Here is a 22,336-nt window from a genome sequence, read left to right as displayed (position 1 = left end):
TGTGACTTCCGCGCTGGGATCGCGGCTGCCGTTGGCGCGGGAACTGTGTTGTCGCTGTTTCAGCGTCTCCAGCTGACCCGCGCAGTCTTCTCCTGATCAGCCGTCCGCGTCCCCGCAGGGACGACGCCGTGTTCGGACGAAGGTGCGCACCGCCTCCGTACGCAAGGACTACTCCGTGTCTACCCCCACTCTTTCCAGTTCGAACCTGAGCGCCTCTCCCCGGTTCCAGCGTCCCCTGTCTCGTCCGCGCCTGACCATCGTTCCTCCCGAATTGCGGATCAGCGACGGTCCCGCCGCCGGTGTCCTGCGTGTGGCCCGTGCTCGCGGCCCCCTGTCGCGGGATGTGGCCGCCAAGGCGACCGGCCTCAGTATTGCGACCGTCAATCGTCAGGTATCGACGCTTCTCGATCTCGGGTTGCTCCGCGAGCGCGGCGATCTCACGCCCTCCGGTGCGATCGGTCGTCCCCGCGTCCCGTTCGAGGTGAACCACGAGCCGTACCTCACCGTGGGAATCCACATCGGCGCCGTGGTGACCAGCATCCTCGCGAGCGATCTGCGCGGGAAGGTGCTCGGGGCTGTGGAAGTTCCGACGCCGCGCGGTCCGTCCGCCGAGGCCCTGACCGGTATCGCCCGCAGCGCACGGGCTTTCGCGTCCCGCTGGCACCGGCGCCGTCCGCTGTGGGCGGGCGTCGCTCTCGGTGGACGCGTCGATGCACAGACGGGTGTGGTCGATCATCCCCGGTTGGGGTGGAAGTCGGCGCAGGTCGGAGCCATCATCGCCGCCGGCCTCGGATTGCCGGTGTCCGTCGCCGCCCACGTCGAAGCGATGGCCGCGTCGGAACTGTTACTGAGCCCGGACAGTGAGGATTTCGTGGCGCAGGGTGAAACGGGGCTGTACTTCTACGCGCGCGAAACCGCGGGAATTGCCATCACCATCGACGGCCGGGTGCACACGCCGTCGAGTGGGCCGGGTTCCATCGCGCACCTCCCCACCGGTTCCTCGGCGCAGTGCTCCTGCGGCTCGAGCGGATGCCTCGAAGCCACGATCAGCGATCGTGCAATTCTCGGCGCCGCAGTGTCGGCGGGCATCCTGCCGGAGTCGGCACGGCTGCCGTCGATGAGTGCGCTGTACAAGGTGGCGGCGTCCGGATCGGTTGCTGCGCACGGTCTTCTGGTCGAGCGCGCCCAGGTGCTGGGTAAGACGGTGGCAATGCTGCGGGACCTGTTCAATCCGGATCGGGTGATACTCGGTGGTCAGGCCTTCACCGAGTATCCGGCCGGAATTCCGCACGTAGCCGACGCGTTCGCTCGAGCGTCGTCGTTGGAGCGCAAGGACATTCGCATCACGGGCTTCGGGAACCGGGTGCAGGAGTATGCGTCGACGGTGGTGTCATTGAGCGCTCTGTACTCGGACCCGGTCGGTGCGATGCGGCGTGTGTCTCTCGAGTAGGTGCGGATGGATTGGTCAGCCGCGCGCGTACTAGGCTGCGCAGCTGACTTTTCCGTCGGCAACGGCGCCGTCGGACAGCGGTCAGCTGAGGGGTGGCGCCGACGTCGCGTCCGGCGCGGCTCCGCGTCGCCGCAGTTCCTCGCGGGCGCGCTCGATGCCCCCGTGTTCGAGCGCTGCCAGAGGAGATTCGTCTGCCCACACGAGACGACCACGGCGACGGACCGTGACGCTCATCGACCCGGCGAGATGTTCGAGGGCGCCCGCGATGTTGCGACGTTCCTCGGGCAGTGGGACCGGCAGCACGTGTGCGGAGCCCAGCGGTGAAGTGCCCTCGACCTCGACGCTCCAGGTGCGGTTTCGCCCCCGCAGCGACCAGCGATCTTCGGTCACGTGCGCTCGTACCGGGGAGGTGACGGGGTTGCCGAGGCGAAACACGGTGCCGTCGGGCAGGGCGACGACCACGGCGGTCACCTCGGTCCGCAGCGGACCTGCGGAGATCTCGCCGCCCGCGAACGCCACGCACGCCTGGCGGTCGGCGAATCCCTGAGCCTGCCCCCACCACCAGGAGTCGGGGAAACCGCCCTTGCCCCAGTTCTTCTCGGCGTACACCTGTGCGCCGCCCAGATCGATTTCGGTGTCGCCGAGCACCGCAGTGCCCTCGGCTCTGCCGCCGAGCAACCACGGATGCCAGTACTGGTTGAGCGCCGGAACGCTCTGGAACACGCTGGATCCGCCGAAGCGGCGATGCGGCCACCCGACCCGATCGGTCACCCGGACGTCGAGTCGCGCATCCGGTCCGAGATCTACCTGCACGCGGTCGGCGGTGCCGCGGAACGCCTTGCCGGCGAACGCTCCCAGACCAGCGGACTCCGCGTGTCCCTCCGGGTAGGCGTCGGTGCGCAGGAACCGGCTGGGATGGGCGGCCAGGCCGAGCGTCGACCACTGGCCGTCCGTAGCGTGGTTGATGCCGGCCAGCGCGACGACCACCTGGCCAGTGGCCGGCTGGGTGAACCGCCAGAAGTAACCCTCCATTGCGACGCCGTGCGCCGCGAGGAGGTTGCCGAACGGCAGGTCGGCTCCCGTGGCGCGGTAGGCGCGCAGCAACGAAGACATCGGATCAGCGCGCCGGTCGCAGGCCCGCCTGACGTTGGTGAGGAGATCAGCGGGTCCCATACCCGTGGATGCTAGGCGCGGAGTCCGGTCCCCGCAGGCAGTTCACAGGCCTCGAGTTCCTCAGAGCGGGAGCGACGACTCCGCGAGACCGTCCGGCGCCCCGCGGCGGCGGAACCACTCCTGGCCGAACACCGCACGGAGCTGCTCGTCCGGCATGGCGAGGAAGGGCCCGAAATCGCCGATCTGGGTGGCGTGCGCATGCATCGCCGCCCGCTTGACCTCGAGAACTCCACTGACATCGACGACCGTGGTGATCTCCGACTCGGGTAGGCCGAAGCTGTCGAGATCCGGCGGCTGCGCGTCCTCGGACCATTGAGGGTTGGCGGCCAGCAGACCCCGGATGTGGTCGCGGCTCACGGCGGCCTCGTACACGTGCGGCACACCGGCCATCTCCGCGGCGCGGACTCCCACGTGGTGCACCTGGACGTGGTCGGGGTGCCCGTACCCGCCGTTGGGGTCGTAGATGGTGACGACGTCGGCGGCTTCCTCGACGAGTACGGCGGCCAGCCGGGCGGCCGCCTCCTCGACGTCGGCGTTGCAGAACGCCGCCGGGTTGTCGTTCTCCGGCGTCCCGGCCATCCCCGAGTCCGCGTAGTGGAGCATCACGACCCGCGCGGCGCCGAGGAGGGCGGTCGAGTGCTCGAGCTCGCGCCTGCGCCGTTCGGCGAGCGATTCGCCTTCGCTCAGGATCCCGTCGGGAACCTCGCCGAGCGCCCCGTCCGTGGCCGTGACGACGACCACGCGATGACCGGCATCCGCGGCCTGCCGCATCACACCGCCCGTCGTGAACACTTCGTCGTCGGGATGGGCGTGGAAACACACCAGGACACTCATGAGGGCAATACTTGCACGCGCCCGGCAGGGCGGCGGCCCCCTAGGGTGGCCGCATGGCTATTCGTGAAACCTTCGGCGTCGACGGAACGCCGCTCGTCTACTCGGTCACCGGCGCCGAGGACGCGCGCCCCCTCCTCCTGCTGCACGGTTGGGCGCAGTCCTCGAAGTGCTGGGGCACCGAGGTGCTGGACGAACTGGCGGCCCGGTACCGGGTGATCGCTCCCGATCTGCGCGGGCACGGGTATTCGGGCGTGCCCACCACCGGCTACGACGACTCCGCGGTCTGGGCCGGAGACGTGCGCGCGGTCCTCGCCGCCGAAGACGTCACATCCGGGGCCGTCCTCCTCGGATGGTCGTACGGCGGGCTCGTCATCTGCGATTATCTCGCCACGCACGGGAGCGCCGCGGTCGACGGGGTGGTGCTCGTCGGTGCGATCACCAGCATCGGCCGGGGTGAGAAGGGCGGCAAAGTCGGCCCCGCGATGCGGGAAGCGGTTCCCGGTGCGATGTCGGAAGAGCCGCGCGTCGCCATTCGCGCGCTCGGCGCGTTCGGGAGCGCCCTCACCGGCCCGCCCGAAGGAAAGGGTGCGCAGTCTCAGGCGTTGTTCGGTGCGAGCCTCAGCACCCCGCCGCGGGTACGTGCGGCCCTCTTCGACCGCGCTGCTAGTCATGACGACCTGCTGCGGCGGCTCGACGTCCCTGTTCTGGTGATCCACGGCACCGAGGACTCCGTCGTGGACGTCGCGGCAGGCAGGCACGCCGCCGACCTCGTGCCGAACGTGCAGGCGTCGTTCTGGGACGGCTGCGACCACGGACCGTTCGTCGAGGATCCGGCCCGGTTCGTCAAAGAGATCGGCGAGTTCGTCGGCAACCTCGATTAGAAGCCCCGCCGAGCGAGGGGGCAGTATGGAGCCCGTGACGCCCATGTACAACGACCTCGGCGGGCTCGGCCGGGGTGCGCGCCCCCGCAGGGTGGCCGTGCTTTCGGTCCACACCTCACCGTTGGCGCAGCCGGGTACCGGCGATGCGGGCGGAATGAACGTGTACGTCCTGCAGACCGCCATGCAGATGGCCCGGCGCGGGGTCGAGGTGGAGATTTTCACCAGGGCCACGTCGTCCGCTGATCAGGCGGTGCAGGAGGCGGCACCCGGCGTGCTGGTCCGCAACGTGGTGGCCGGCCCGTTCGAGGGACTGGACAAGCAGGACCTGCCCACGCAGCTCTGCGCGTTCGTTGCGGGTGTGCTCCGCGAGGAGGCGCGCCACGAACCGGGCTACTACGACGTCGTGCACTCGCATTACTGGCTGTCCGGTCAGGTCGGCTGGCTCGCCCGCGACCGGTGGGGCGTGCCGCTCGTGCACACCGCGCACACCCTGGCCGCGGTGAAGAACGCGTCGCTCGCCGAGGGCGACACCCCCGAGCCTGCCGCTCGCCAGATCGGCGAACAGCAGGTCGTTGCCGAATCGGACCGTCTCGTCGCCAATACCGCCGAAGAGTCCGAGCAACTGGTCCGGCATTACGGCGCCGACCCGAGCCGGATCGATGTCGTGGCCCCCGGTGCCGACCTCACGCGGTACCGGCCCGGCGACAAGGGTGCGGCCCGGCGCGCGCTCGGCATCGACCCCCGCGAGACCGTGGTGACCTTCGTCGGCCGCATCCAGCCACTCAAGGCCCCCGACGTGCTGCTCTGTGCCGCCGCGGAACTCATCGCCCGCGATCCCGAGTCGAGCCTGCGGGTCCTCGTCGTCGGTGGTCCGTCCGGTACCGGGCTGGCCCGACCCCACGCACTGATCGAACTCGCCTCCTCGCTCGGTATCGCGGCCCACGTCACCTTCCTTCCACCGCAGGCACCCGACAGACTCGCCGACGTCTACCGCGCATCCGATCTCGTTGCGGTACCCAGTTATTCGGAATCATTCGGTCTGGTCGCCATCGAGGCGCAGGCCTGCGGCACCCCGGTGATCGCCGCGAACGTGGGCGGCCTCGGTGTCGCGGTACGCAACGGCGAGACCGGACTTCTGGTGGACGGACACCGTACGGGGGACTGGGCGACGGCGTTGCACTCGCTGGTGTCCGATCCCGGGCGGCTGGCTGCCTTGGCCGCCGAGGCACCGCGGCATGCCGAGAATTTTTCGTGGGAGCACACCGCGGACGGGCTTCTCGAGAGTTACCGGAAAGCGACAGTCAACTACAACTACGGAATCGGGCCGAGCGAGTTCTCCCCGCGCCGCGGACGCGGATTGTGGAAACTGCGCCGGGTCGGGGGAGTGCGCGCATGAGCGATCTTGCCGAAGTCATCGAGTCTGCCCTTACCGAGCGTGAGATGGAGTTCACCAGGAAGGACTCGACGCATTTCATCGTCGAGTTGCCGGGTGAGCGCAAGTTGAAGACCACCACCCTGCTGACCGTCGGCACGCATGGTGTTCGGGTGGAGGCGTTCGTGTGCCGCAAACCCGACGAGAACTTCGAGGGCGTGTACAAGTTTCTGTTGCGCCGCAATCGGCGGCTGTACTCGGTGGCGTACACGCTGGACAAGATCGGCGACATCTATCTGGTCGGGCAGCTTGCCGGCCACGCCGTGAACGAGGACGAACTGGACCGCGTGCTCGGGCAGGTCCTCGAGGCAGCGGACGGCGATTTCAACACCCTCCTGGAGTTGGGATTCGCCAGCTCGATCAAGCGGGAATGGGACTGGAGGGTCTCCCGTGGGGAGTCGCTCGCCAACCTCAAGCCGTTCGAGCATCTGATCGACGACACGGAGGAATGAGGTCTCGACAACCGCCCGCGGCACCGAATTACGCGCGGGTAGAGTTGCTGCAGCCTGTGACTGTCATCACAGGATAGGTACATGTTTCTGACTTTCACAGAAACTTGTGTCGACAACTGCTGCTGCAACATTTCGAGGGAGAGGCCCCAGTGAGCTTCAAGAGCCCGTTTCCGGACGTCGAGATTCCGAACCTCAGCGTCTACGACTTCCTCTTCGGCCAGGTCGATGCGGCCGATGGGGATCGGCCGGCGCTGATCGACGGCGCTTCCGGTGCGGTCACCACCTATCGGGCGTTGATCGCCCAGATCGACGGGGTCGCGGGGGCGCTCGCCGCGCGCGGGTTGGCCGTCGGTGAGGTGGCGGCGTTGCATTCGCCGAACGTGCCGGCGTTCGCGTCGGTGTTCCACGGGATCCTGCGGGCCGGTGGGGTCGCGACCACGATCAACGCGTTGTACACCGCCGAGGACATCGCCAAGCAGCTCACCGACTCGAAGGCGAAGTTCCTGTTCACCGTCTCCCCGCTGCTGCCGCAGGCGAAGGCCGCGGCCGCGCAGGTCGGGATCCCGGCCGCGCACGTGATCGTCCTCGACGGTGCGGACGGGCACCCGTCACTGCAGGATCTGCTGGCCGAGGGGGCGCCGGCGCCGGAGGTGTCGTTCGACCCGGGCACCCAGTTGGCGGTGCTGCCGTATTCGTCGGGCACCACCGGCCGGCCGAAGGGGGTGATGCTCACCCACCGCAACCTGGTGGCCAATGTCTGCCAGATCGACCGGCCGATCGGGATCGGTGCCGACGACAAGCTCCTGGCGGTGTTGCCGTTCTTCCACATCTACGGGATGACGGTGCTGCTCAACGCCGCCCTGCGTAAGCGGGCGGCGCTGGTGACGATGCCGAAGTTCGACCTGGTCGAGTTCTTGACGATCGTCGCGGAGCAGAGGTGCACGTATGTGTTCATCGCCCCGCCGGTGGCGGTGGCGTTGGCCAAGCATCCGCTGATCGATCAGTACGACCTGTCGAGTGTGCATTCGATCTTCTCCGGGGCCGCCCCGCTGGATCAGGAACTGGGTAAGGCGGTGGCGAACCGGCTCGGGTGCCGGGTGCGGCAGGGGTACGGGATGTCGGAGATGAGCCCGGTCTCGCATGCGATTCCGTTCGACCGGGACGATATTGCGCTGGACTCGGTGGGTCCGACCATCGCGAACATGGAATGCAAGCTGGTCGATCCCGGGACCGGTGCGGAGATCGAGCAGCCGGCCGAGGGGGTCAGTGCGGCGGGGGAGTTGTGGTGCAAGGGCCCGAACATCATGGCCGGGTATCTCGGTAACGAGGAGGCGACCGCGGAAACCCTGGATGCGGATGGGTATCTGCATACCGGGGACATCGCGACGGTGGATTCGGAGGGGGTGGTGACGATCGTGGACCGGATGAAGGAGTTGATCAAGTACAAGGGTTATCAGGTGCCGCCCGCGGAGTTGGAGGCGTTGTTGTTGACGCATCCGCAGATCGCCGACGCCGCCGTGATCGGGGTGCTCGACGAGGAGGGTGAGGAGGTGCCCAAGGCGTTCGTGGTCCGGCAGCCCGGCGCCGACCTGGACGAGGACGCGGTGATCGCGTTCGTCGCCGAGAAGGTCTCCCCGCACAAGAAGGTCCGCAGGGTCGAGTTCATCGACCTGGTGCCGAAATCGGCCGCCGGCAAGATCCTCCGCAAGGACCTACGCGCCGCCGAGGCCGCAAAGTAGACACTCCCGGCCGGCCTGTGGGCGGGCGGTAGAGGGGTTCAGGACGCAAGGGTTCCGGGACGCATGCCAGGATGAACGGCATGAGTACCGGAACCCTTGTGCTGCTCCGTCACGGCGAGAGCGAATGGAATGCACTCAACTTGTTCACCGGCTGGGTGGACGTTCACCTGACCGATAAGGGCATCGCCGAGGGCAAGCGCGCCGGCGAACTGCTCCGCGAGCACGACCTGCTTCCCGACGTGTCGTACACGTCGCTGCTGCGCCGGGCGATCAGCACGGCCAACATCGCGCTCGACGCAGCCGATCGGCACTGGATTCCGGTGGTGCGCGACTGGCGTCTCAACGAACGCCACTACGGCGCCCTTCAAGGGCGCAACAAGGCTCAGGTGAAGGAAAAGTACGGCGACGAGCAGTTCATGCTGTGGCGCCGCAGCTACGACACCCCGCCGCCGCCGATCGACGCGGGTAGCGAATACAGCCAGGACACCGACGCCCGGTACGCGGGGCTCGACGAGGTACCCCTCACCGAGTGCCTCCTCGACGTCGTCAAGCGCCTCATCCCGTACTGGGAAGACACGATCTCCGCCGACCTGCTGGCGGGCAAGACCGTCCTGGTCACCGCCCACGGCAACTCGCTCCGAGCCCTGGTCAAGCACCTCGACGGCATCTCCGACGACGCCATCGCCGGGCTCAACATTCCGACGGGGATCCCGCTGCGTTACGACCTGGACGAGAACCTGACACCCCTCAACCCGGGTGGTACCTACCTCGATCCCGAAGCGGCGGCCGCGGGCGCTGCCGCGGTGGCGAATCAGGGCGGTAAGTAGTCCGTGTGGGCCGGCCGGGTGCCCCGTGCGCGGGGCGCCCGGCCAACAACGGGTGAACGACGGGCGAAGAGTGCGGTTCCGACGTGTGACGTGCACGGAAATGGCTGAACCCTGCATCACCAGCGGTTCCCGCGAACGTACGATTCAGGCGTGAGCGTTGTTCAAGGCGTACTGCTTGCCGTCATGGGCGGCTTCGTCGGTTACCTGATCGGTGGTGTGCTGATTCCCATGCTGTCGACACGGCACTCGCAGCGGATGGCGGAGCAATCCGGTCTGACCATGTCGCAAGTGCTCGACCTGATCGTGCTGGCGTCGGAAAGCGGCATCGCCGTGGTCGACCAGTTCCACGACGTGGTTCTGTTCAACCCCCGCGCCGAGGAACTCGGCCTGGTCCGCAACCGGCTCGTCGACGACCGCGCCTGGGTGGCGGCTCTGCGCGTCCTCGAGACCGGTGAGCCCGTAGAAGTCGATCTCAGCGCGAAGACCCCCCAGCGCGGACGTGACCGGATCGCTGTCCGGGGTACCGCACGGCTGCTCAGCAAGGAAGACCACAAATTCGTGGTCCTGTTCGCCGACGACGATTCCGAACAGGTGCGGATGGAGGCGACCCGCCGCGATTTCGTCGCGAACGTCAGCCACGAACTGAAAACCCCGGTCGGGGCCATGGGACTGCTCGCCGAGGCACTTCTCGAGTCGGCGGACGACCCGGAGTCGGTGCGACATTTCGGGGAGCGGGTGCTCCACGAATCGGTCCGCCTCGGCAAAATGGTCACCGAACTGATCGCACTGTCCCGGCTGCAGGGCGCCGAGAAGCTCCCCGACCTCGAGGCAGTGTCGGTCGACGAGGTGGTGGACGAGGCCCTGCAACGGTGCAAGATCTCTGCGGAGGCGGCCGGCATCGAGGTCACCACCGATCATCCCAGCGGCTTCGAAGTGCTCGGTGACCGTGCACTGCTGGTCACCGCCCTCACCAACCTGGTGCAGAACGCCATTGCCTACTCACCGAAGCGGACACCGGTGTCGGTGAGCCGCTCGATGCGGGGCGCCAACGTTGCGATCTCGGTCACCGACCGCGGCGAAGGGATCGCCAAAGCCGACCAGGAGCGGGTGTTCGAGCGCTTCTTCCGGGTCGACAAGGCCCGGGCACGGGCGACCGGCGGCACGGGACTCGGACTCGCCATCGTCAAGCACGTCGCCGCCAACCACAACGGATCCATCGAACTGTGGAGCAAGCCCGGAACGGGTTCGACGTTTACCCTGCAAATACCTGCACACATCGAGACAGTAGATCCGAACGGCGGGGACGCCGACGGCGGAAACGTCGGAAAGAGAGAAATCGGTATGGAGGCCAAGCGATGACAAGTGTGCTGATCGTGGAAGACGAGGAATCCCTGGCCGACCCGTTGGCATTCCTGTTACGCAAGGAAGGGTTCGAGACGACCGTCGTCGGCGACGGACCCTCGGCCCTTGCCGAGTTCGATCGTTCCGGCGCGGACATCGTCCTCCTCGACCTCATGCTCCCGGGTATGAGCGGCACGGACGTGTGCAAGCAGTTACGCAGCCGATCCGGTGTTCCCGTCATCATGGTGACGGCGCGCGACAGCGAAATCGACAAGGTGGTCGGACTCGAACTCGGAGCCGACGACTACGTGACCAAGCCGTACTCCGCGCGGGAACTGATCGCCCGGATCCGCGCGGTCCTGCGCCGCGGCGTCGACAACGACCTCGACGTGGCGCAGGACTCGGCGGTCCTCGAGGCCGGCCCGGTCCGCATGGACGTCGAACGTCACGTGGTGCAGGTCAACGGCGAGGCGGTCACCCTGCCGCTCAAGGAATTCGACCTGCTCGAATACCTGTTGCGGAACTCGGGCCGGGTCCTCACGCGGGGTCAGCTGATCGACCGCGTGTGGGGTGCCGACTACGTCGGCGACACCAAAACCCTGGACGTCCACGTCAAGCGTCTCCGCTCGAAGATCGAAACTGACCCGGCCAAGCCCGAGCACCTGGTGACCGTCCGCGGCCTCGGCTACAAGCTCGAGGCCTGAGCCGACCTCAGAACGGGTTGTAGACGTAGACGGGCCGGAACGGGACGAACATCACCTGCGTGATGGCGTGCTCGCGTGCCTGGTCGTCGAACTGACGGCACGACACGGCGACATAGTGTCCGTCGCCCTTGCACTCGATGACGCGGGACGTGCCGAAGGGGCTCAACACGATGGCCTTGTCGCCCCTGTCGCCGAATGCGCCGGGGTCGAGCGGCGCGACGAAGTTCGCGGTCTTGTCGTGATAGGTGTTCCAGCCGTACGGGTCGTCGGCAGGGTTCGCGGCGGCCACCGGGGCGAGGGTCAGTGCGGCGGCGGCGGTCAACAGGGCAGCGGACAGAATTCGAGCAAGCATGTTCTCTCCCATCGTGGCTGTGCCCGCGAACGGGCCGTGCCGTGGCTGTGCCCGCAAGCGGGCCGTGCCTGGGAAATCGACCGCTGGGTCCGATCCGTTACCGGGCCGGGTTCCGTTGCGCGATAGAGGTGGCGGGATGGACGGCGATGAGACCGAGTCCTGCACGGCGAGCACACAACTTCGCCAACTCGGCGTAGGCGGCCTTACCGAGCAGTTCCGCCAGTTCGGGCGCATACGACTGCCACACCGCCTTGGCGCCGACATGGGCGTCGGGTGAGCCGGAGCAGTACCAGGCGAGGTCCTCGCCACCCTCGCCCCAGCCGCGCCGGTCGTACTCGGTGATCGTCGTCTTGAGTATCTGCTCACCGTCCGGGCGTTCGACCCATTCCTGGGTGCGGCGGATCGGCAGCTGCCAGCACACGTCCGGCTTCACTTCGAGGGGCTCGATCCCTCGCTTCAACGCCATGGAGTGCAACGCACACCCGACGCCGCCCGCGAATCCGGGGCGGTTGAGGAAGATGCACGCGCCTTTGTATCGGCGGGTGCGCAGGGCGGGCTCGTCCTCGAGGTCGTCTTCTTCGACGTAGCCCTTCTTGCCGAGACCCTTGTCCATGAACTGCCAGTCCTCGGGTGTGAGCAGCTTCACCGACTCGTTCAGCTTCTCGAGATCCTCATCGTCGGAGAGGAAGGCCCCGTGCGAACAGCAACCGTCATCGGGCCGGTCCTCGAGAATTCCCTGACACGCCGGCGTGCCGAACACGCAGGTCCAGTGGGAGAGCAGCCACGTCATGTCGGCAGCGATGATGTGCTCGGCGTTGTCCGGATCGGGGAATTCGACCCACTCGCGAGCGAAATCGAGGGGAACTTCGGGGCTGGGCGTCATCTTGTGGGAACGCCCTGCTTTACCTGCTGTCACAAAGACCGACGGTAGACCCAGTACCGTGTCAATGTGCGACTAGGGGTACTCGACGTCGGAAGCAACACCGTCCATCTGCTCGTAGTGGACGCCCACAGGGGCGGCCACCCCACACCGATGAGCTCCACCAAGTCGACATTGCGGCTGGCGGAGAACACGGACGAACTCGGTGACATCACAGCTGCGGGCGCAGACCGCCTGGTGGCGACGGTCGCCGACTTCGCAGCGATCGCGAAGACCTCGGGCTGCGGCGAGCTGATGGCCTTCGCAACCTCGGCCGTGCGTGACGCGAAAAACTCGGATGCCGTTCTCGGCCGTGTACATGTCGAGACCGGGGTGAGACTCGAAGTGCTGTCCGGCGTCGACGAAGCGCGGCTGACTTTTCTCGCCGTGCGCCGCTGGTACGGATGGAGCGCGGGGCGCATCCTCAACATCGATATCGGTGGCGGATCCCTCGAACTGACGAGCGGGGGCGACGAGGACCCGGACGTCGCGCTGTCGTTACAGCTCGGGGCGGGCCGCCTCACTCGTGACTGGCTCGAGGCCGACCCGCCGGGGAAGCGCAGAGTCGCGGTGCTGCGCGACTGGCTCGACGCCGAACTCACGGTCCCGTCGAAGGAGCTGCGGGCGGCAGGGGAGTGGGATCGTGCCGTCGGCACGTCGAAAACCTTCCGTTCCCTGGCCCGGCTCACGGGTGCCGCGCCGTCCGGTGCCGGTCCCCGTGTGAAGCGCACGCTGACCTCGAGCGGTCTCAGGCAACTCATAGCTTTCATTTCGAGGATGACGGCGGCGGACCGTGCAGAATTAGAGGGAGTGAGCTCCGACCGGTCGCAGCAGATCGTCGCCGGAGCACTCGTCGCGGAGGCCAGCATGAGAGCTCTCGGGGTAGACGAATTGGAGATTTGCCCCTGGGCTCTGCGGGAGGGTCTGATCCTCCGAAAGCTCGACACGGAAATGGGCGGTGAATTGATGGTGGGTGCTCGATGACCGAGGACAGTCAGCAGATATCTGTTTCAGAACTGCTCAAACGCAATGGGCAGCAAGTGGAGTCCCGTGGGGGAAGACGTCGTCGCGGCGTCAAGGGCGGAATCTCCGTTGCCGAGCTGACCGGTGAGATCCCGGTCGTCCGGGATTCATCCGAGTCGCGGGCACTCGATTCCGAGTTGGAGCCCGAACGTAAGTCCGAGCCCGAACGTAAGTCCGAGCCCGAACGTAAGCCCGAGCCCGAACGTAAGCCCGCGCCCGAACCTGCGGCGACGCCCACGCGGGCCGCCCCGCGATCGGTGACGGCAGATGAGCGCACTGCCGCATTCAAGGCACCGTTCGACGATGACGACGATGACGAGCCCATCGCCAGTCGCCCTGCCGCCCGTCGCCCCGCCGCCGGTCGCAATGGCGCCTCCGCCACGGGAACATCACGTGATCATCAGGGCGCCTGGGTGAGTCGGTCCGTCACGCAGGAGCGCTCGAAGCCGGCCGCCGCACCTGTCGCGCCGGCGGCCGCCGAACCCGCTTCGGTGTCGAAAACGCCGGAACCGGCGCCCACCGTCGCCGCACCCCGCGTGCAGCCGACTCCCGCCAAGCCTGGCCCCGCCGGCAAACCTGGCCCCGCCGGCAAGTCTGGTCCCGCCGCGAATCAGGCTGCTACCGCCAAGCCGGCTCCGGCGGCGAAGCCGGAGGCGGAGACCAAGGCCGTCCCGAACGGCACGCCGGCGCCAGCCGCTGCCGGCATGCTCGTCAAGACACCGAAGAAACCCGAGACCGCACCCCAGAACAAGGCGGCCGAGCAGTCGGGAGTCAAGCAGTCGGGGGTCAAGCAGTCGGGAACACAGCAGGAGCCTGGGCTGCTGTCCGGCTCGACGCTTGCCGGCGACCTGATGCGGCAGTCGCGCGACGCGGACGCCGCGAAGGCCGGTGAGGACACCGAATTGATCGCCGCCGCCGCCGCCACCGACGAGGCGCCGGAGGCGGAAGCCGAACAGGCCGACACTCCCCGTCGCTCGCGTAAAGAGGCGAAAGCGGAAGCCGCCAGAGCTGCCAAGGCCGCGAAGGACGTCGACGGCGCCGAGCAGGAAAGTAGTGCCGCCCGCGAGTGGGCGGTTCTGGCGGGTCAGGGTGTGATCGCGGTGATCGCCGGCGCCCTGTTGTTCAAGGGCTTCGAGAAGCTGTGGGACGTGTTCCCGTGGGTCGCGCTGATCCTCGCCTTGCTCGTCATCGTTGGGTTGGTGGCTATGGTGCGCATCCTGCGCCGCACCGACGACATCACCAGCTTCGTGATCGCCGTCGTGGTCGGAATGATCGTCACTCTGGGGCCGCTCGCCTTCATGCTTGCGTCGGGCTGAGTTGCTCATGGTCGGGGACAGTGGGTACGTGCAGGCGCGGCAGACACCGCGCGGGCGCAAGGTTCTGGTCGGGCTGTCGACGGCGTCGGTGTATCCGGAGAACACTGAGGCCGCCTTCCGATACGCGGCGGAGCTGGGGTACGACGGCGTCGAGTTGATGGTGTGGGCCGAGTCGGTGAGTCAGGACATCGGTGCCGTGGCCGCGCTGGTTCGCAAGTATGCGATGCCGGTTCAGGCGATTCACACCCCGTGTCTGCTGATCTCGCAGCGAGTGTGGGGCGCCGACCCGGTCGCGAAGCTCGACCGTTCGGTGCGCACCGCGGAGGCGTTGGGCGCGACGAGCGTCGTGGTGCATCCACCGTTCCGCTGGCAACGCCGGTATGCGGAGGGGTTCAGCGACCAGGTCGCCGCGCTCGAGGAGCGCAGCGACGTGATCGTCGCAGTCGAGAACATGTTCCCGATGCGGGCGGACGGCTTCTTCGGAAGCAAGGAGCGTTCGGCCGAGCGGCTTCGTCGTCGCGGCGGTCCCGGGGCCGCGTTGTCGGCGTTCAGTCCCTCCTACGACCCCACCGATTCCGGTCATGCCCACTACACGCTCGATCTCTCGCATACCGCGACTGCGGGTATGGACGCGATGAAGCTGGCGGAGCGGATGGGGTCGGGGCTGGCGCATCTGCACCTCGCCGACGGCCGGGGAGCCTCGATGGACGAACACCTCATTCCCGGGCACGGTGGACAGCCGTGCGCAGAGGTATGCCGTCACCTCGTCGACTCCGGCTTCGAGGGACAGGCTGTGATCGAGATCAACACTCAGAACGCGCGGACCCGGCGCGAGCGGGCGTCGATGCTCGGTCAGGCGCTGGCCTTCGCCAGGGAACACCTCGGGACGGGCCGTGCCACGTCCGGTTCGGCACGTAGCCGCCCCGGCGGCGATCACGACGACACCTGACCTGCACCCGCGGGCGATGAGGCCATTCCTGCTGCGGTAAGCTGACACCACCATTGGATAGCTGGAGTATCCAAGGATGGAGTCCCTGATCGAGTCGCGGTAGGAGGCACCGTGCGCGTGTCGGAACTGGTTGCCTGCACCGGCGTTCCTCTGGCAACCGTGAAGTACTACCTGCGCGAGGGTCTGCTGATGCCGGGCGAGGCGACGAGCGCGACTCAGGCCAGGTACGGCGAAGAACACGTTCGGCGCCTCGGGCTGGTGAAGGCACTCGCCGGGGCCGGACTCCCGATCCCGCGCATCCGGAAGGTCCTCCAGCTCATCGACCACCCCGACGGCTCGCTGTTCGAGGTGCTCGGCCAGGCGATCGGTCAACTACCGCCCTACCTCGACATTCCGGCCGATCCCGTTGACTATCCGCGGGCGCGCGTCGTGCTCGAGAAACTCGGGCAGATCTACGACCCCCGGTACGTGGCGGTCGCGCAACTCGAACGCGCGCTCGAGGCCTTGGAAGATGCGGGTATCCCGATGACCGAGGAGCGCCTCGACGCCTACGGGCGGCACATCCGGGGTATCGCCGAGGTGGACATCGGGCTCATGCCCACCGGCTCGGCAGAGGATGCTGTGCGCTGCGCGGTGCTCGGGACTGCGATCTACGAACCGGTGATCGCCGCGATGCGCCGACTCGCCCATCAGGACATTGCCCAGAATTTCTTTCAGAACACCGATGAACAGGACGTTTCGTGAGCTCTGCACCCTTCCGCGACCTCAACGCCCTCACCCCCGGCGGTGACGGCACGTTCCAGGCGCACATCGATCCCATCTGGACCATCGGGCCGAAGGTGCATGGCGGCTCCATGATGTCGCTGTGCGCGGCGGCCGCACGCGCCCGCCTGGTCGACGACGGCGGTGCAGGCGATCTCGCCCGGGTTCAGCCACTCGCCGTGGGGGCCAACTACCTGGCCGCTCCCGACCCCGGCGAGGTCACCCTCTCGACCACGGTGCGCAAGCTAGGCAAGCAGGTGTCGTTCGTCGACGTCGAGCTCCGGCAGGGCGACCGGGTCGCGGTCCATGCCTCGGTCACGCTGGGTGTCCCCGACGCGGGTGAACCCCACTACAGCGTCGATCATGCGCTGGCCCAGCTCCCGGTGGAGCCGCCCGCCGACGCGGTGACACTCACCCCCGACCACCCGATGGGCCAAATCGTGCACGTGGCTCAGGGATGCGACATGCGCGTCGACGGCACGTCCGCCCACTTCCTCGCCGGCAATCAGGGCGAGCCGGAGGTGCGCATGTGGGTCCGACCGCGTGCCGACGACGAGAACGACCCCGACACCGCCGCACTGTTCGCCATCATGACGGGCGACATCAGTGCACCCGTGACGATGAACCGCGGAATGTTCGGGTGGGCACCCACCGTGCAGCTCACCACCTATCTGCGCAGGCAGCCCGCACCGGGGTGGCTCCGCGTGATGGCCAGCAGCACGGTGCTCGGCAGTGCGTGGTTCGAGGAGGACCACACGGTCCTCGACTCGACCGGTGCAATCGTCGTGCAAAGCCGTCAGCTGGCCATGATCCCCCGCTAGAAACACGCCGCCACGGGTCGTGGCAGGCTGTCCGGCATGACGAGAATTGCGGTTATCGGAGGCGGCCGGATCGGCGAGGCGCTCATCTCGGGCCTCCTGCAATCAGGACACGCGGTGAAGGATCTCGTGGTGGCCGAGCAGCATCCACCGCGGGCCGCCGAACTGGCAGCCGAGTACTCCGTGTGTGTGAGCAGCCCCCAGGACGCCGCCGAGGGAGCCGACGTCATCGTGGTGGCCGTCAAGCCCGGTGACGTCGAGTCCGCGCTCACGGCGGTGTCGAAGGCCGACCTCGACGGTGAGCGTGAACAGATTCTCGTGTCCCTGGCGGCGGGCATTCCCACCTCGTACTACGAGAAGCGCCTGCCTGCCGGGTTCCCCGTCGTCCGGGTCATGCCGAACACGCCGATGCTGGTAGGGGAGGGCGTCAGCGTGCTCGCTCCCGGCCGCCATGTGAAGAAGGACCACCTCGACCTGGTGCGTGGGGTGTTGTCTGCCGTGGGCAAGGTCGTGACGGTGCCGGAGTCGCAGATCGACGCGGTCACTGCCGTCTCCGGGTCCGGGCCCGCCTACTTCTTCCTCGTCGCCGAGGCGATGATCGACGCCGGTGTGGGTCTCGGGCTGACCCGCGCGACGGCGTCCGAGCTGGTCGTGCAGACGATGGTCGGTGCCGCGGCCATGCTCGACCAGTCGGGGGAAAGCACGACGGAACTCCGCGCGGCGGTCACCTCGCCCGGTGGAACCACTGCCGCCGCGATCCGTCAGCTGGAAAAGAACGGTCTCCGATCGGCGTTCTACGACGCGCTGGAGGCGGCGAAATCGAGATCGGCCGAGCTCGGCACTTCTACCGAATGATATTCGATTGCCCACACCCGTCGCAGTAACCCCATCCGTCCCGCTAAGCTCGAAGTAGCACGTGCGTGTCTGTTCCGCCGGAGGGGAAGCCGGCGGCGCGAGACGTGCCGGAGGTAAGTGTTTGATGACGTCTGGAAAAAAGCCGTCGAAGGGCTCAGCCCAAGACGGACAACCGGCCCTGGCCGGAACGCAATTTCTCACCGTCGCCGAGGTAGCGACGCTGATGAGAGTGTCCAAGATGACTGTGTATCGGTTGGTGCACAGCGGCGAACTGCCTGCCGTCCGGGTGGGCCGTTCGTTCAGAGTGCATGCGAAAGCGGTGCACGACTACCTCGAAACCTCGTACTTCGATGCCGGTTGACCGATCGGCACGAAGAGGGTGACCTCGGTTTCTCCCGGGCGAACCTCACCGGTACGATTAGCGACTGTCGTACCAGCCAGCTGGTGTCGTAAGGCGCTGAGCTAGTTAAAACGAGGCCCAGGCGCCAGAGAGGCGCAGGCGTACGTGACCGGCGTGCGCAGGAACGCTAGAGAAGAACGTGAGGGACACCCGCTATGGGTTCAGTGATCAAGAAGCGACGTAAGCGTATGTCGAAGAAGAAGCACCGTAAGCTGCTTCGCCGCACCCGAGTGCAGCGCAGGAAACTCGGTAAGTAAAGAGACACGACGCGATGCCCGCCACCTCGAGTGGCGGGCATTTCGTCGTTTCGGACGGGTCGACTTCTGGGCGACCGACCAAATGTCGTTGTGCGAAGCGCTATCCTCCCGCTGCACGTATCGTTGACCTCACTCGCTACGTGATCGGGGGTTCTAGTGGTTGTGAGTGACGATGGCAGCTCTGAGCGTACGGCGCCACCGCGCGTCGCGCTGGTCACCGGCGCGAGCCGGTTCCTCGGGGGATACCTCGTCACCAGGCTGGCACAGAACCCGGATATCGAGCGGGTCATCGCGGTAGACGCGGTGTCGCCGAGCAAAGACATGCTGCGGCGAATGGGCCGCGCTGAGTTCGTGCGCGCCGACATCCGCAATCCGCTGATCGGCAAAGTGATCCGCAACGCCGGGGTCGACACGGTAGTGCATGCCTCCACTCTGGCTCGTCCGCCGAAAGCGGGCAGCCGGGCGGCGATGAAAGACATGAACGTCATCGGCGCCATGCAATTGTTCGCGGTCTGCCAGAAGGCGCCCACGGTGCGGAAGGTGGTACTGCGCTCGGCGTCCGTCGTCTACGGCAGCACGGCGCAGGACCCGGCGAAGTTCACCGAGGAGATGAGCGCGCGCCGCCGTCCCGGCGGCGCCTACGCACGGGACTGCATCGAAATCGAGGGCTACCTGCGCGGCATGGGACGCCGGCGTCCCGACATCGCGGTGTCCATCCTGCGCCTCGCCCCGCTGGTCGGTCCCCGCCTCAACGCGACGGTCGCGCGGTACCTGACGTCGCCGTTGGTACCGACGATCCTGGGCCGCGACGCACGCCTGCAGGTACTGCACGAAGAGGACGCCCTCGCGGCTCTGGAACGCGCAACCGTGTCGGGTCCTGCCGGAACGTTCAATGTGGCAGGCGACGGCGTCGTCATGTTGTCGCAGGCGATCCGCCGGGCCGGACGTGTCGAGGTGCCGATGCCGTTCAGTCTGTTCCGCAACGTCGGCCGTGCGCTGATGGGGCCGGTCATGCGGTCGTATTCCAACGAGCAGCTCGAGTACTTCCACTTCGGTTGCGGACTGGACACCACGCGCATGCGAACCGAACTATCCTTCGAGCCACGGTGGACCACGATGCAGGCGCTCGACGACTTCGCGCGCGCCGCGGGGGTCACCGCCATCATCAAGAACGAATGGATCGACGCAGCAGAGAACGCACTACTCGCTCTGACCGGTACGGCGAAAGGGGAGAGGTGAACGAAGTGGCGAAGGTCATTCCGTTGCACGGTGCATCAACCGCGCGCGGGGCTGCACTGGGACGTTCGAGGCGCGAGCAGAGCGAGAGCCGACATCCGTCCGCAATGCCCCCACCGGCCGTGATCAGCCCGCCGGAGCCCCAGCCCGACACCGGATCGTCGGCGGTCGACGCCGTCCGGCGGGTCCTTGCCGATCAGATCGTCAATACCGCGGAGTTCGTGCGCCGACGCCTGTCGGGTGACTATCACGTCGACGACTTCGGTTACGACCCGCACTTCGCCGAGAACGTGTGGTTGCCGATACTGCGGCCCCTGTTCGACAAGTGGTTCCGCGTCGAGGTCAGTGGTCTGGAGAACATTCCGTCGACCGGTGGCGCCCTGGTGGTGGCCAATCATGCCGGTGTCCTTCCCCTCGACGGCCTGATGACCTCGGTCGCCGTGCACGACCACCACCCCGCTCATCGGCCGCTGCGCATGCTGGCGGCCGATATTGCGTTCGAGATGCCGGTGGTCGGTGACCTCGCCCGTAAGGCCGGGCACACCCTGGCGTGCAACCCCGACGCTGTTCGCCTGCTACAAACCGGTCAGGTCGCGGCCGTGTTCCCCGAAGGTTTCAAAGGGATCGGCAAACCGTTCAGTGAGCGCTACAAGCTGCAGAGATTCGGTCGCGGTGGTTTCGTGTCCGCCGCCATGCGGACCGGGGCACCGATCATTCCGTGCTCGATCGTCGGTTCCGAGGAGATCTATCCGAAGATCGGTGACCTCGGAACGCTCGCCCGCCTACTCGGCATGCCCTACTTCCCGGTGACACCACTGTTTCCGCATTTCGGGCCGCTCGGGCTGGTTCCGCTGCCGTCCAAGTGGTACATCGAGTTCGGCAAGCCCATCGTCACTGATACCTACGACGCGTCGGCCGCCGACGACCCCATGGAGCTGTTCGAGGTCACCGACCACGTTCGTGAGACCATCCAGCAGACGCTCTACCGGCTCCTCGCGAAGAGGCGCAACGTCTTCCTGGGCTGACACCGACACGTCGTAGCCGGGGTCGAAACCGGCGCAGTGACGGGTCAGATCGCGTGCTCGCGGCGGCGGGCGACCACGGCCGCCAGCGCGCCGCCGGCCGCGCCGAGCAGCAACGCGGTGGGGACGCCGATCTTGGCGGCCTTGCGGCCGGTGCGGAAGTCCCGGATCTCCCAGCCCCGGTTCTTGGCCAGCTCGCGCAGGTCGGTGTCCGGGTTGATGGCGACGGCCGTGCCGACGAGCGAGAGCATGGGCACGTCGTTATGGCTGTCCGAGTAGGCGGTGCAGCGTTTGAGGTTGAGGCCCTCGCGGACGGCCAGCGCACGCACCGCGTGGGCCTTGCCGAGGCCGTGCAGGATGTCGCCGACCAGACGTCCGGTGAACACGCCGTCCTCGCTTTCGGCGACGGTGCCGAGGGCCCCGGTCAGGCCCAGCCGCTTCGCGATCACCTGGGCCAGTTCCACGGGAGTGGCCGTCACCAGCCACACCTGTTGTCCGGCGTCGAGATGCATCTGCGCGAGTGCCCGGGTACCGGCCCAGATCTTGTCGGCGATCACCTCGTCGTAGATCTCCTCGCCGAGCCGGGCGAGTTCGGCGGTGGACCGACCGGCCACGAACGAGAGGGCCTTCTCCCGGCCGGAGGCGACGTCGACGCTGCTCTCCTTGCCGGTCACGCGGAACTTGATCTGCTTCCACGCGAAGTCCAGGAGGTCGGCGGACTTCAGATACTTCCTGGCGGCGAGTCCGCGGGCGAAGTGGATGATCGACGCACCCTGGACCATCGTATTGTCGACGTCGAAGAAGGCCGCGGCGGTCAGGTCCAGGGGAACCTGGGGCTCTTCGGTCTCTGGTCCGGCTTCGTGGAGGGCCAGCGCGGCGTCGGCGCTGGCCTCGCCCGCAACGTTTGCACGTACCTCGGCCTCACTCGGGCCCAGCGGATTCCTGAACTGCCGACGGCCCGGAAGGATCATCCCCGCCAGTCCTGAACCGAAACCCGAGCCGTTCGGTAGTGATCGCGCAGGCACTCGCACCTCCCCTATCGCTGAAGCCTCTGGACGCAGCCTATCCCTCGGTTCCGACCCTGGGCGGGCGGATGGCTGCGTGCACCGAATCGTGTGACGTTCATCTCCGAGCCGGGTGGCGTTACCGGCCCCGGAAACGGCACAGTGAGTCCCGTAGAGGTGGCGAAAGGAAAGTATCCGACATGAGTACCAGCGAACACGAGGTGACGCTCCTCACGCGGGCGGGCTGCGGGGCGTGCACGCCGGCACGCGAGCAGTTGCTGATTCTGTGTGAGGAGTTCGGGCTGGAACTGACGTGCATAGACGTCGACGAGGCGGCTTCCACGGACCCGGAACTGCGGGCGGAATTCGGTGACCGATTGCCGGTCGTCCTGCTCGACGGACGTGAGCACAGTTACTGGGAGGTCGATGAAGAGCGCCTCCGATCGGATTTACGCAAGTAAGGCGACCCTAAAACTGCGAACTTCGGATGCTGTGCAGGTAGGAGTGCATGTCGCGCAGTCGCAGCGACTTTGTGCATGGGTTCACAAGCAGTTACCGTGGTGTGAACAATTCCCCGGAGCATCGTGGAG

General features: G+C 67.1%; 24 protein-coding genes. 19 read left to right on the top strand and 5 right to left on the bottom strand.

The features are described 5' to 3' along the window. The first annotated feature begins 175 nt into the window (after positions 1 to 175). Complete coding sequence (locus L1080_RS17785) at positions 176 to 1,450, top strand: ROK family transcriptional regulator (protein ID WP_250772738.1); 1,275 nt, start codon at positions 176 to 178, stop codon at positions 1,448 to 1,450. A gap of 81 nt (positions 1,451 to 1,531) precedes the next feature. Here the strand turns inward: L1080_RS17785 and L1080_RS17780 are convergent, their stop codons facing one another. Together L1080_RS17780 and L1080_RS17775 are read right to left on the bottom strand one after the other, a co-directional pair. Beyond that, positions 1,532 to 2,563, bottom strand: a complete 1,032-nt coding sequence (locus L1080_RS17780) for a tocopherol cyclase family protein (protein ID WP_250772830.1) — start codon at positions 2,561 to 2,563, stop codon at positions 1,532 to 1,534. 120 nt (positions 2,564 to 2,683) lie between these two features. Beyond that, positions 2,684 to 3,457 (bottom strand): PIG-L family deacetylase, encoded by a 774-nt coding sequence (locus L1080_RS17775; RefSeq protein WP_250772736.1) that lies wholly within the window; start codon positions 3,455 to 3,457, stop codon positions 2,684 to 2,686. 53 nt (positions 3,458 to 3,510) lie between these two features. Between L1080_RS17775 and L1080_RS17770 the strand changes: the two genes are divergently transcribed. The 7 genes from L1080_RS17770 to L1080_RS17740 all read left to right on the top strand — a co-directional run bounded on the left by L1080_RS17770 (position 3,511) and on the right by L1080_RS17740 (position 10,833). Then, positions 3,511 to 4,338, top strand: a complete 828-nt coding sequence (locus L1080_RS17770) for an alpha/beta fold hydrolase (protein WP_250772734.1) — start codon at positions 3,511 to 3,513, stop codon at positions 4,336 to 4,338. A 25-nt stretch (positions 4,339 to 4,363) separates the two neighbouring features. Beyond that, a complete protein-coding gene (gene mshA, locus L1080_RS17765) occupies positions 4,364 to 5,734 on the top strand; it encodes a D-inositol-3-phosphate glycosyltransferase (protein WP_374434313.1) in 1,371 nt (456 codons plus the stop codon). Continuing rightward, positions 5,731 to 6,222, top strand: coding sequence for a type III secretion system chaperone family protein (locus L1080_RS17760; RefSeq protein ID WP_109327811.1), 492 nt, complete (start codon positions 5,731 to 5,733; stop codon positions 6,220 to 6,222). Before mshA ends, L1080_RS17760 begins: the two co-directional genes overlap by 4 nt. Positions 6,223 to 6,371: 149 nt before the next feature. After that, the gene (locus L1080_RS17755; RefSeq protein ID WP_250772732.1) at positions 6,372 to 7,961 is read left to right on the top strand and encodes an AMP-binding protein; all 1,590 of its coding nucleotides are present in this window, start codon (positions 6,372 to 6,374) and stop codon (positions 7,959 to 7,961) included. A gap of 71 nt (positions 7,962 to 8,032) precedes the next feature. Further along, positions 8,033 to 8,788 carry a phosphoglyceromutase gene (locus tag L1080_RS17750; protein WP_201453526.1) on the top strand — a complete coding sequence of 252 codons (756 nt, stop codon included), beginning with the start codon at positions 8,033 to 8,035 and terminating at the stop codon, positions 8,786 to 8,788. Between the two features lie 150 nt (positions 8,789 to 8,938). Beyond that, a complete protein-coding gene (locus L1080_RS17745; RefSeq protein WP_308202163.1) occupies positions 8,939 to 10,147 on the top strand; it encodes a sensor histidine kinase in 1,209 nt (402 codons plus the stop codon). After that, entirely contained in the window at positions 10,144 to 10,833 is a 690-nt protein-coding gene (locus tag L1080_RS17740; RefSeq protein WP_109327819.1) for a response regulator transcription factor, read from the top strand. The genes L1080_RS17745 and L1080_RS17740 overlap by 4 nt, the downstream gene beginning before the upstream one ends. A 7-nt stretch (positions 10,834 to 10,840) precedes the next feature. On the opposite strand, the gene L1080_RS17735 is transcribed toward L1080_RS17740, so the two are convergent. Continuing rightward, positions 10,841 to 11,185 (bottom strand): hypothetical protein, encoded by a 345-nt coding sequence (locus tag L1080_RS17735; protein ID WP_250772730.1) that lies wholly within the window; start codon positions 11,183 to 11,185, stop codon positions 10,841 to 10,843. Positions 11,186 to 11,282: 97 nt separating this feature from the next. After that, positions 11,283 to 12,068, bottom strand: coding sequence for a hypothetical protein (locus tag L1080_RS17730; RefSeq protein WP_109327823.1), 786 nt, complete (start codon positions 12,066 to 12,068; stop codon positions 11,283 to 11,285). 66 nt (positions 12,069 to 12,134) lie between these two features. On the opposite strand from L1080_RS17730, the gene L1080_RS17725 reads away from it, so the two are divergent. From L1080_RS17725 to L1080_RS17680, 10 genes are all read left to right on the top strand, one after another. After that, positions 12,135 to 13,088 carry a Ppx/GppA family phosphatase gene (locus L1080_RS17725; RefSeq protein ID WP_250772728.1) on the top strand — a complete coding sequence of 318 codons (954 nt, stop codon included), beginning with the start codon at positions 12,135 to 12,137 and terminating at the stop codon, positions 13,086 to 13,088. Beyond that, a complete protein-coding gene (locus L1080_RS17720; RefSeq protein ID WP_250772726.1) occupies positions 13,085 to 14,443 on the top strand; it encodes a hypothetical protein in 1,359 nt (452 codons plus the stop codon). The genes L1080_RS17725 and L1080_RS17720 overlap by 4 nt, the downstream gene beginning before the upstream one ends. Positions 14,444 to 14,450: 7 nt before the next feature. Beyond that, positions 14,451 to 15,392: a sugar phosphate isomerase/epimerase family protein gene (locus tag L1080_RS17715; RefSeq protein WP_159920275.1), complete on the top strand. Its 942-nt coding sequence runs from the start codon at positions 14,451 to 14,453 to the stop codon at positions 15,390 to 15,392. 111 nt (positions 15,393 to 15,503) lie between these two features. Further along, positions 15,504 to 16,136, top strand: coding sequence for a MerR family transcriptional regulator (locus L1080_RS17710; RefSeq protein WP_250772724.1), 633 nt, complete (start codon positions 15,504 to 15,506; stop codon positions 16,134 to 16,136). Beyond that, positions 16,133 to 16,975, top strand: coding sequence for a thioesterase family protein (locus L1080_RS17705; protein WP_250772722.1), 843 nt, complete (start codon positions 16,133 to 16,135; stop codon positions 16,973 to 16,975). Before L1080_RS17710 ends, L1080_RS17705 begins: the two co-directional genes overlap by 4 nt. A 36-nt stretch (positions 16,976 to 17,011) precedes the next feature. Next, positions 17,012 to 17,827: a pyrroline-5-carboxylate reductase gene (proC, locus tag L1080_RS17700; RefSeq protein ID WP_159920281.1), complete on the top strand. Its 816-nt coding sequence runs from the start codon at positions 17,012 to 17,014 to the stop codon at positions 17,825 to 17,827. Positions 17,828 to 17,951: 124 nt separating this feature from the next. Next, entirely contained in the window at positions 17,952 to 18,188 is a 237-nt protein-coding gene (locus tag L1080_RS17695; RefSeq protein WP_109327837.1) for a helix-turn-helix domain-containing protein, read from the top strand. Positions 18,189 to 18,382: 194 nt separating this feature from the next. Beyond that, on the top strand, positions 18,383 to 18,484 hold the full coding sequence (locus tag L1080_RS17690) for a 30S ribosomal protein bS22 (RefSeq protein WP_003402602.1): 102 nt from the start codon (positions 18,383 to 18,385) through the stop codon (positions 18,482 to 18,484). Between the two features lie 162 nt (positions 18,485 to 18,646). Beyond that, positions 18,647 to 19,723, top strand: coding sequence for an NAD-dependent epimerase/dehydratase family protein (locus tag L1080_RS17685; RefSeq protein WP_201453527.1), 1,077 nt, complete (start codon positions 18,647 to 18,649; stop codon positions 19,721 to 19,723). Continuing rightward, entirely contained in the window at positions 19,720 to 20,745 is a 1,026-nt protein-coding gene (locus L1080_RS17680; RefSeq protein ID WP_159920283.1) for a lysophospholipid acyltransferase family protein, read from the top strand. The genes L1080_RS17685 and L1080_RS17680 overlap by 4 nt, the downstream gene beginning before the upstream one ends. A 44-nt stretch (positions 20,746 to 20,789) precedes the next feature. Here the strand turns inward: L1080_RS17680 and L1080_RS17675 are convergent, their stop codons facing one another. Continuing rightward, positions 20,790 to 21,767 (bottom strand): HAD family hydrolase, encoded by a 978-nt coding sequence (locus L1080_RS17675; RefSeq protein WP_159920285.1) that lies wholly within the window; start codon positions 21,765 to 21,767, stop codon positions 20,790 to 20,792. A 179-nt stretch (positions 21,768 to 21,946) separates the two neighbouring features. Between L1080_RS17675 and L1080_RS17670 the strand changes: the two genes are divergently transcribed. Further along, positions 21,947 to 22,207: a glutaredoxin family protein gene (locus L1080_RS17670; protein ID WP_159920287.1), complete on the top strand. Its 261-nt coding sequence runs from the start codon at positions 21,947 to 21,949 to the stop codon at positions 22,205 to 22,207. Positions 22,208 to 22,336 lie beyond the last annotated feature (129 nt).

This window comes from Rhodococcus sp. MSC1_016 (assembly GCF_023667485.2).
Taxonomy (GTDB): Bacteria; Actinomycetota; Actinomycetes; order Mycobacteriales; family Mycobacteriaceae; genus Rhodococcus_F; species Rhodococcus_F oxybenzonivorans.
The sequence above is the reverse complement of the archived record's forward strand: the minus strand, read 5'-3'. Positions and strand labels throughout refer to the sequence as shown.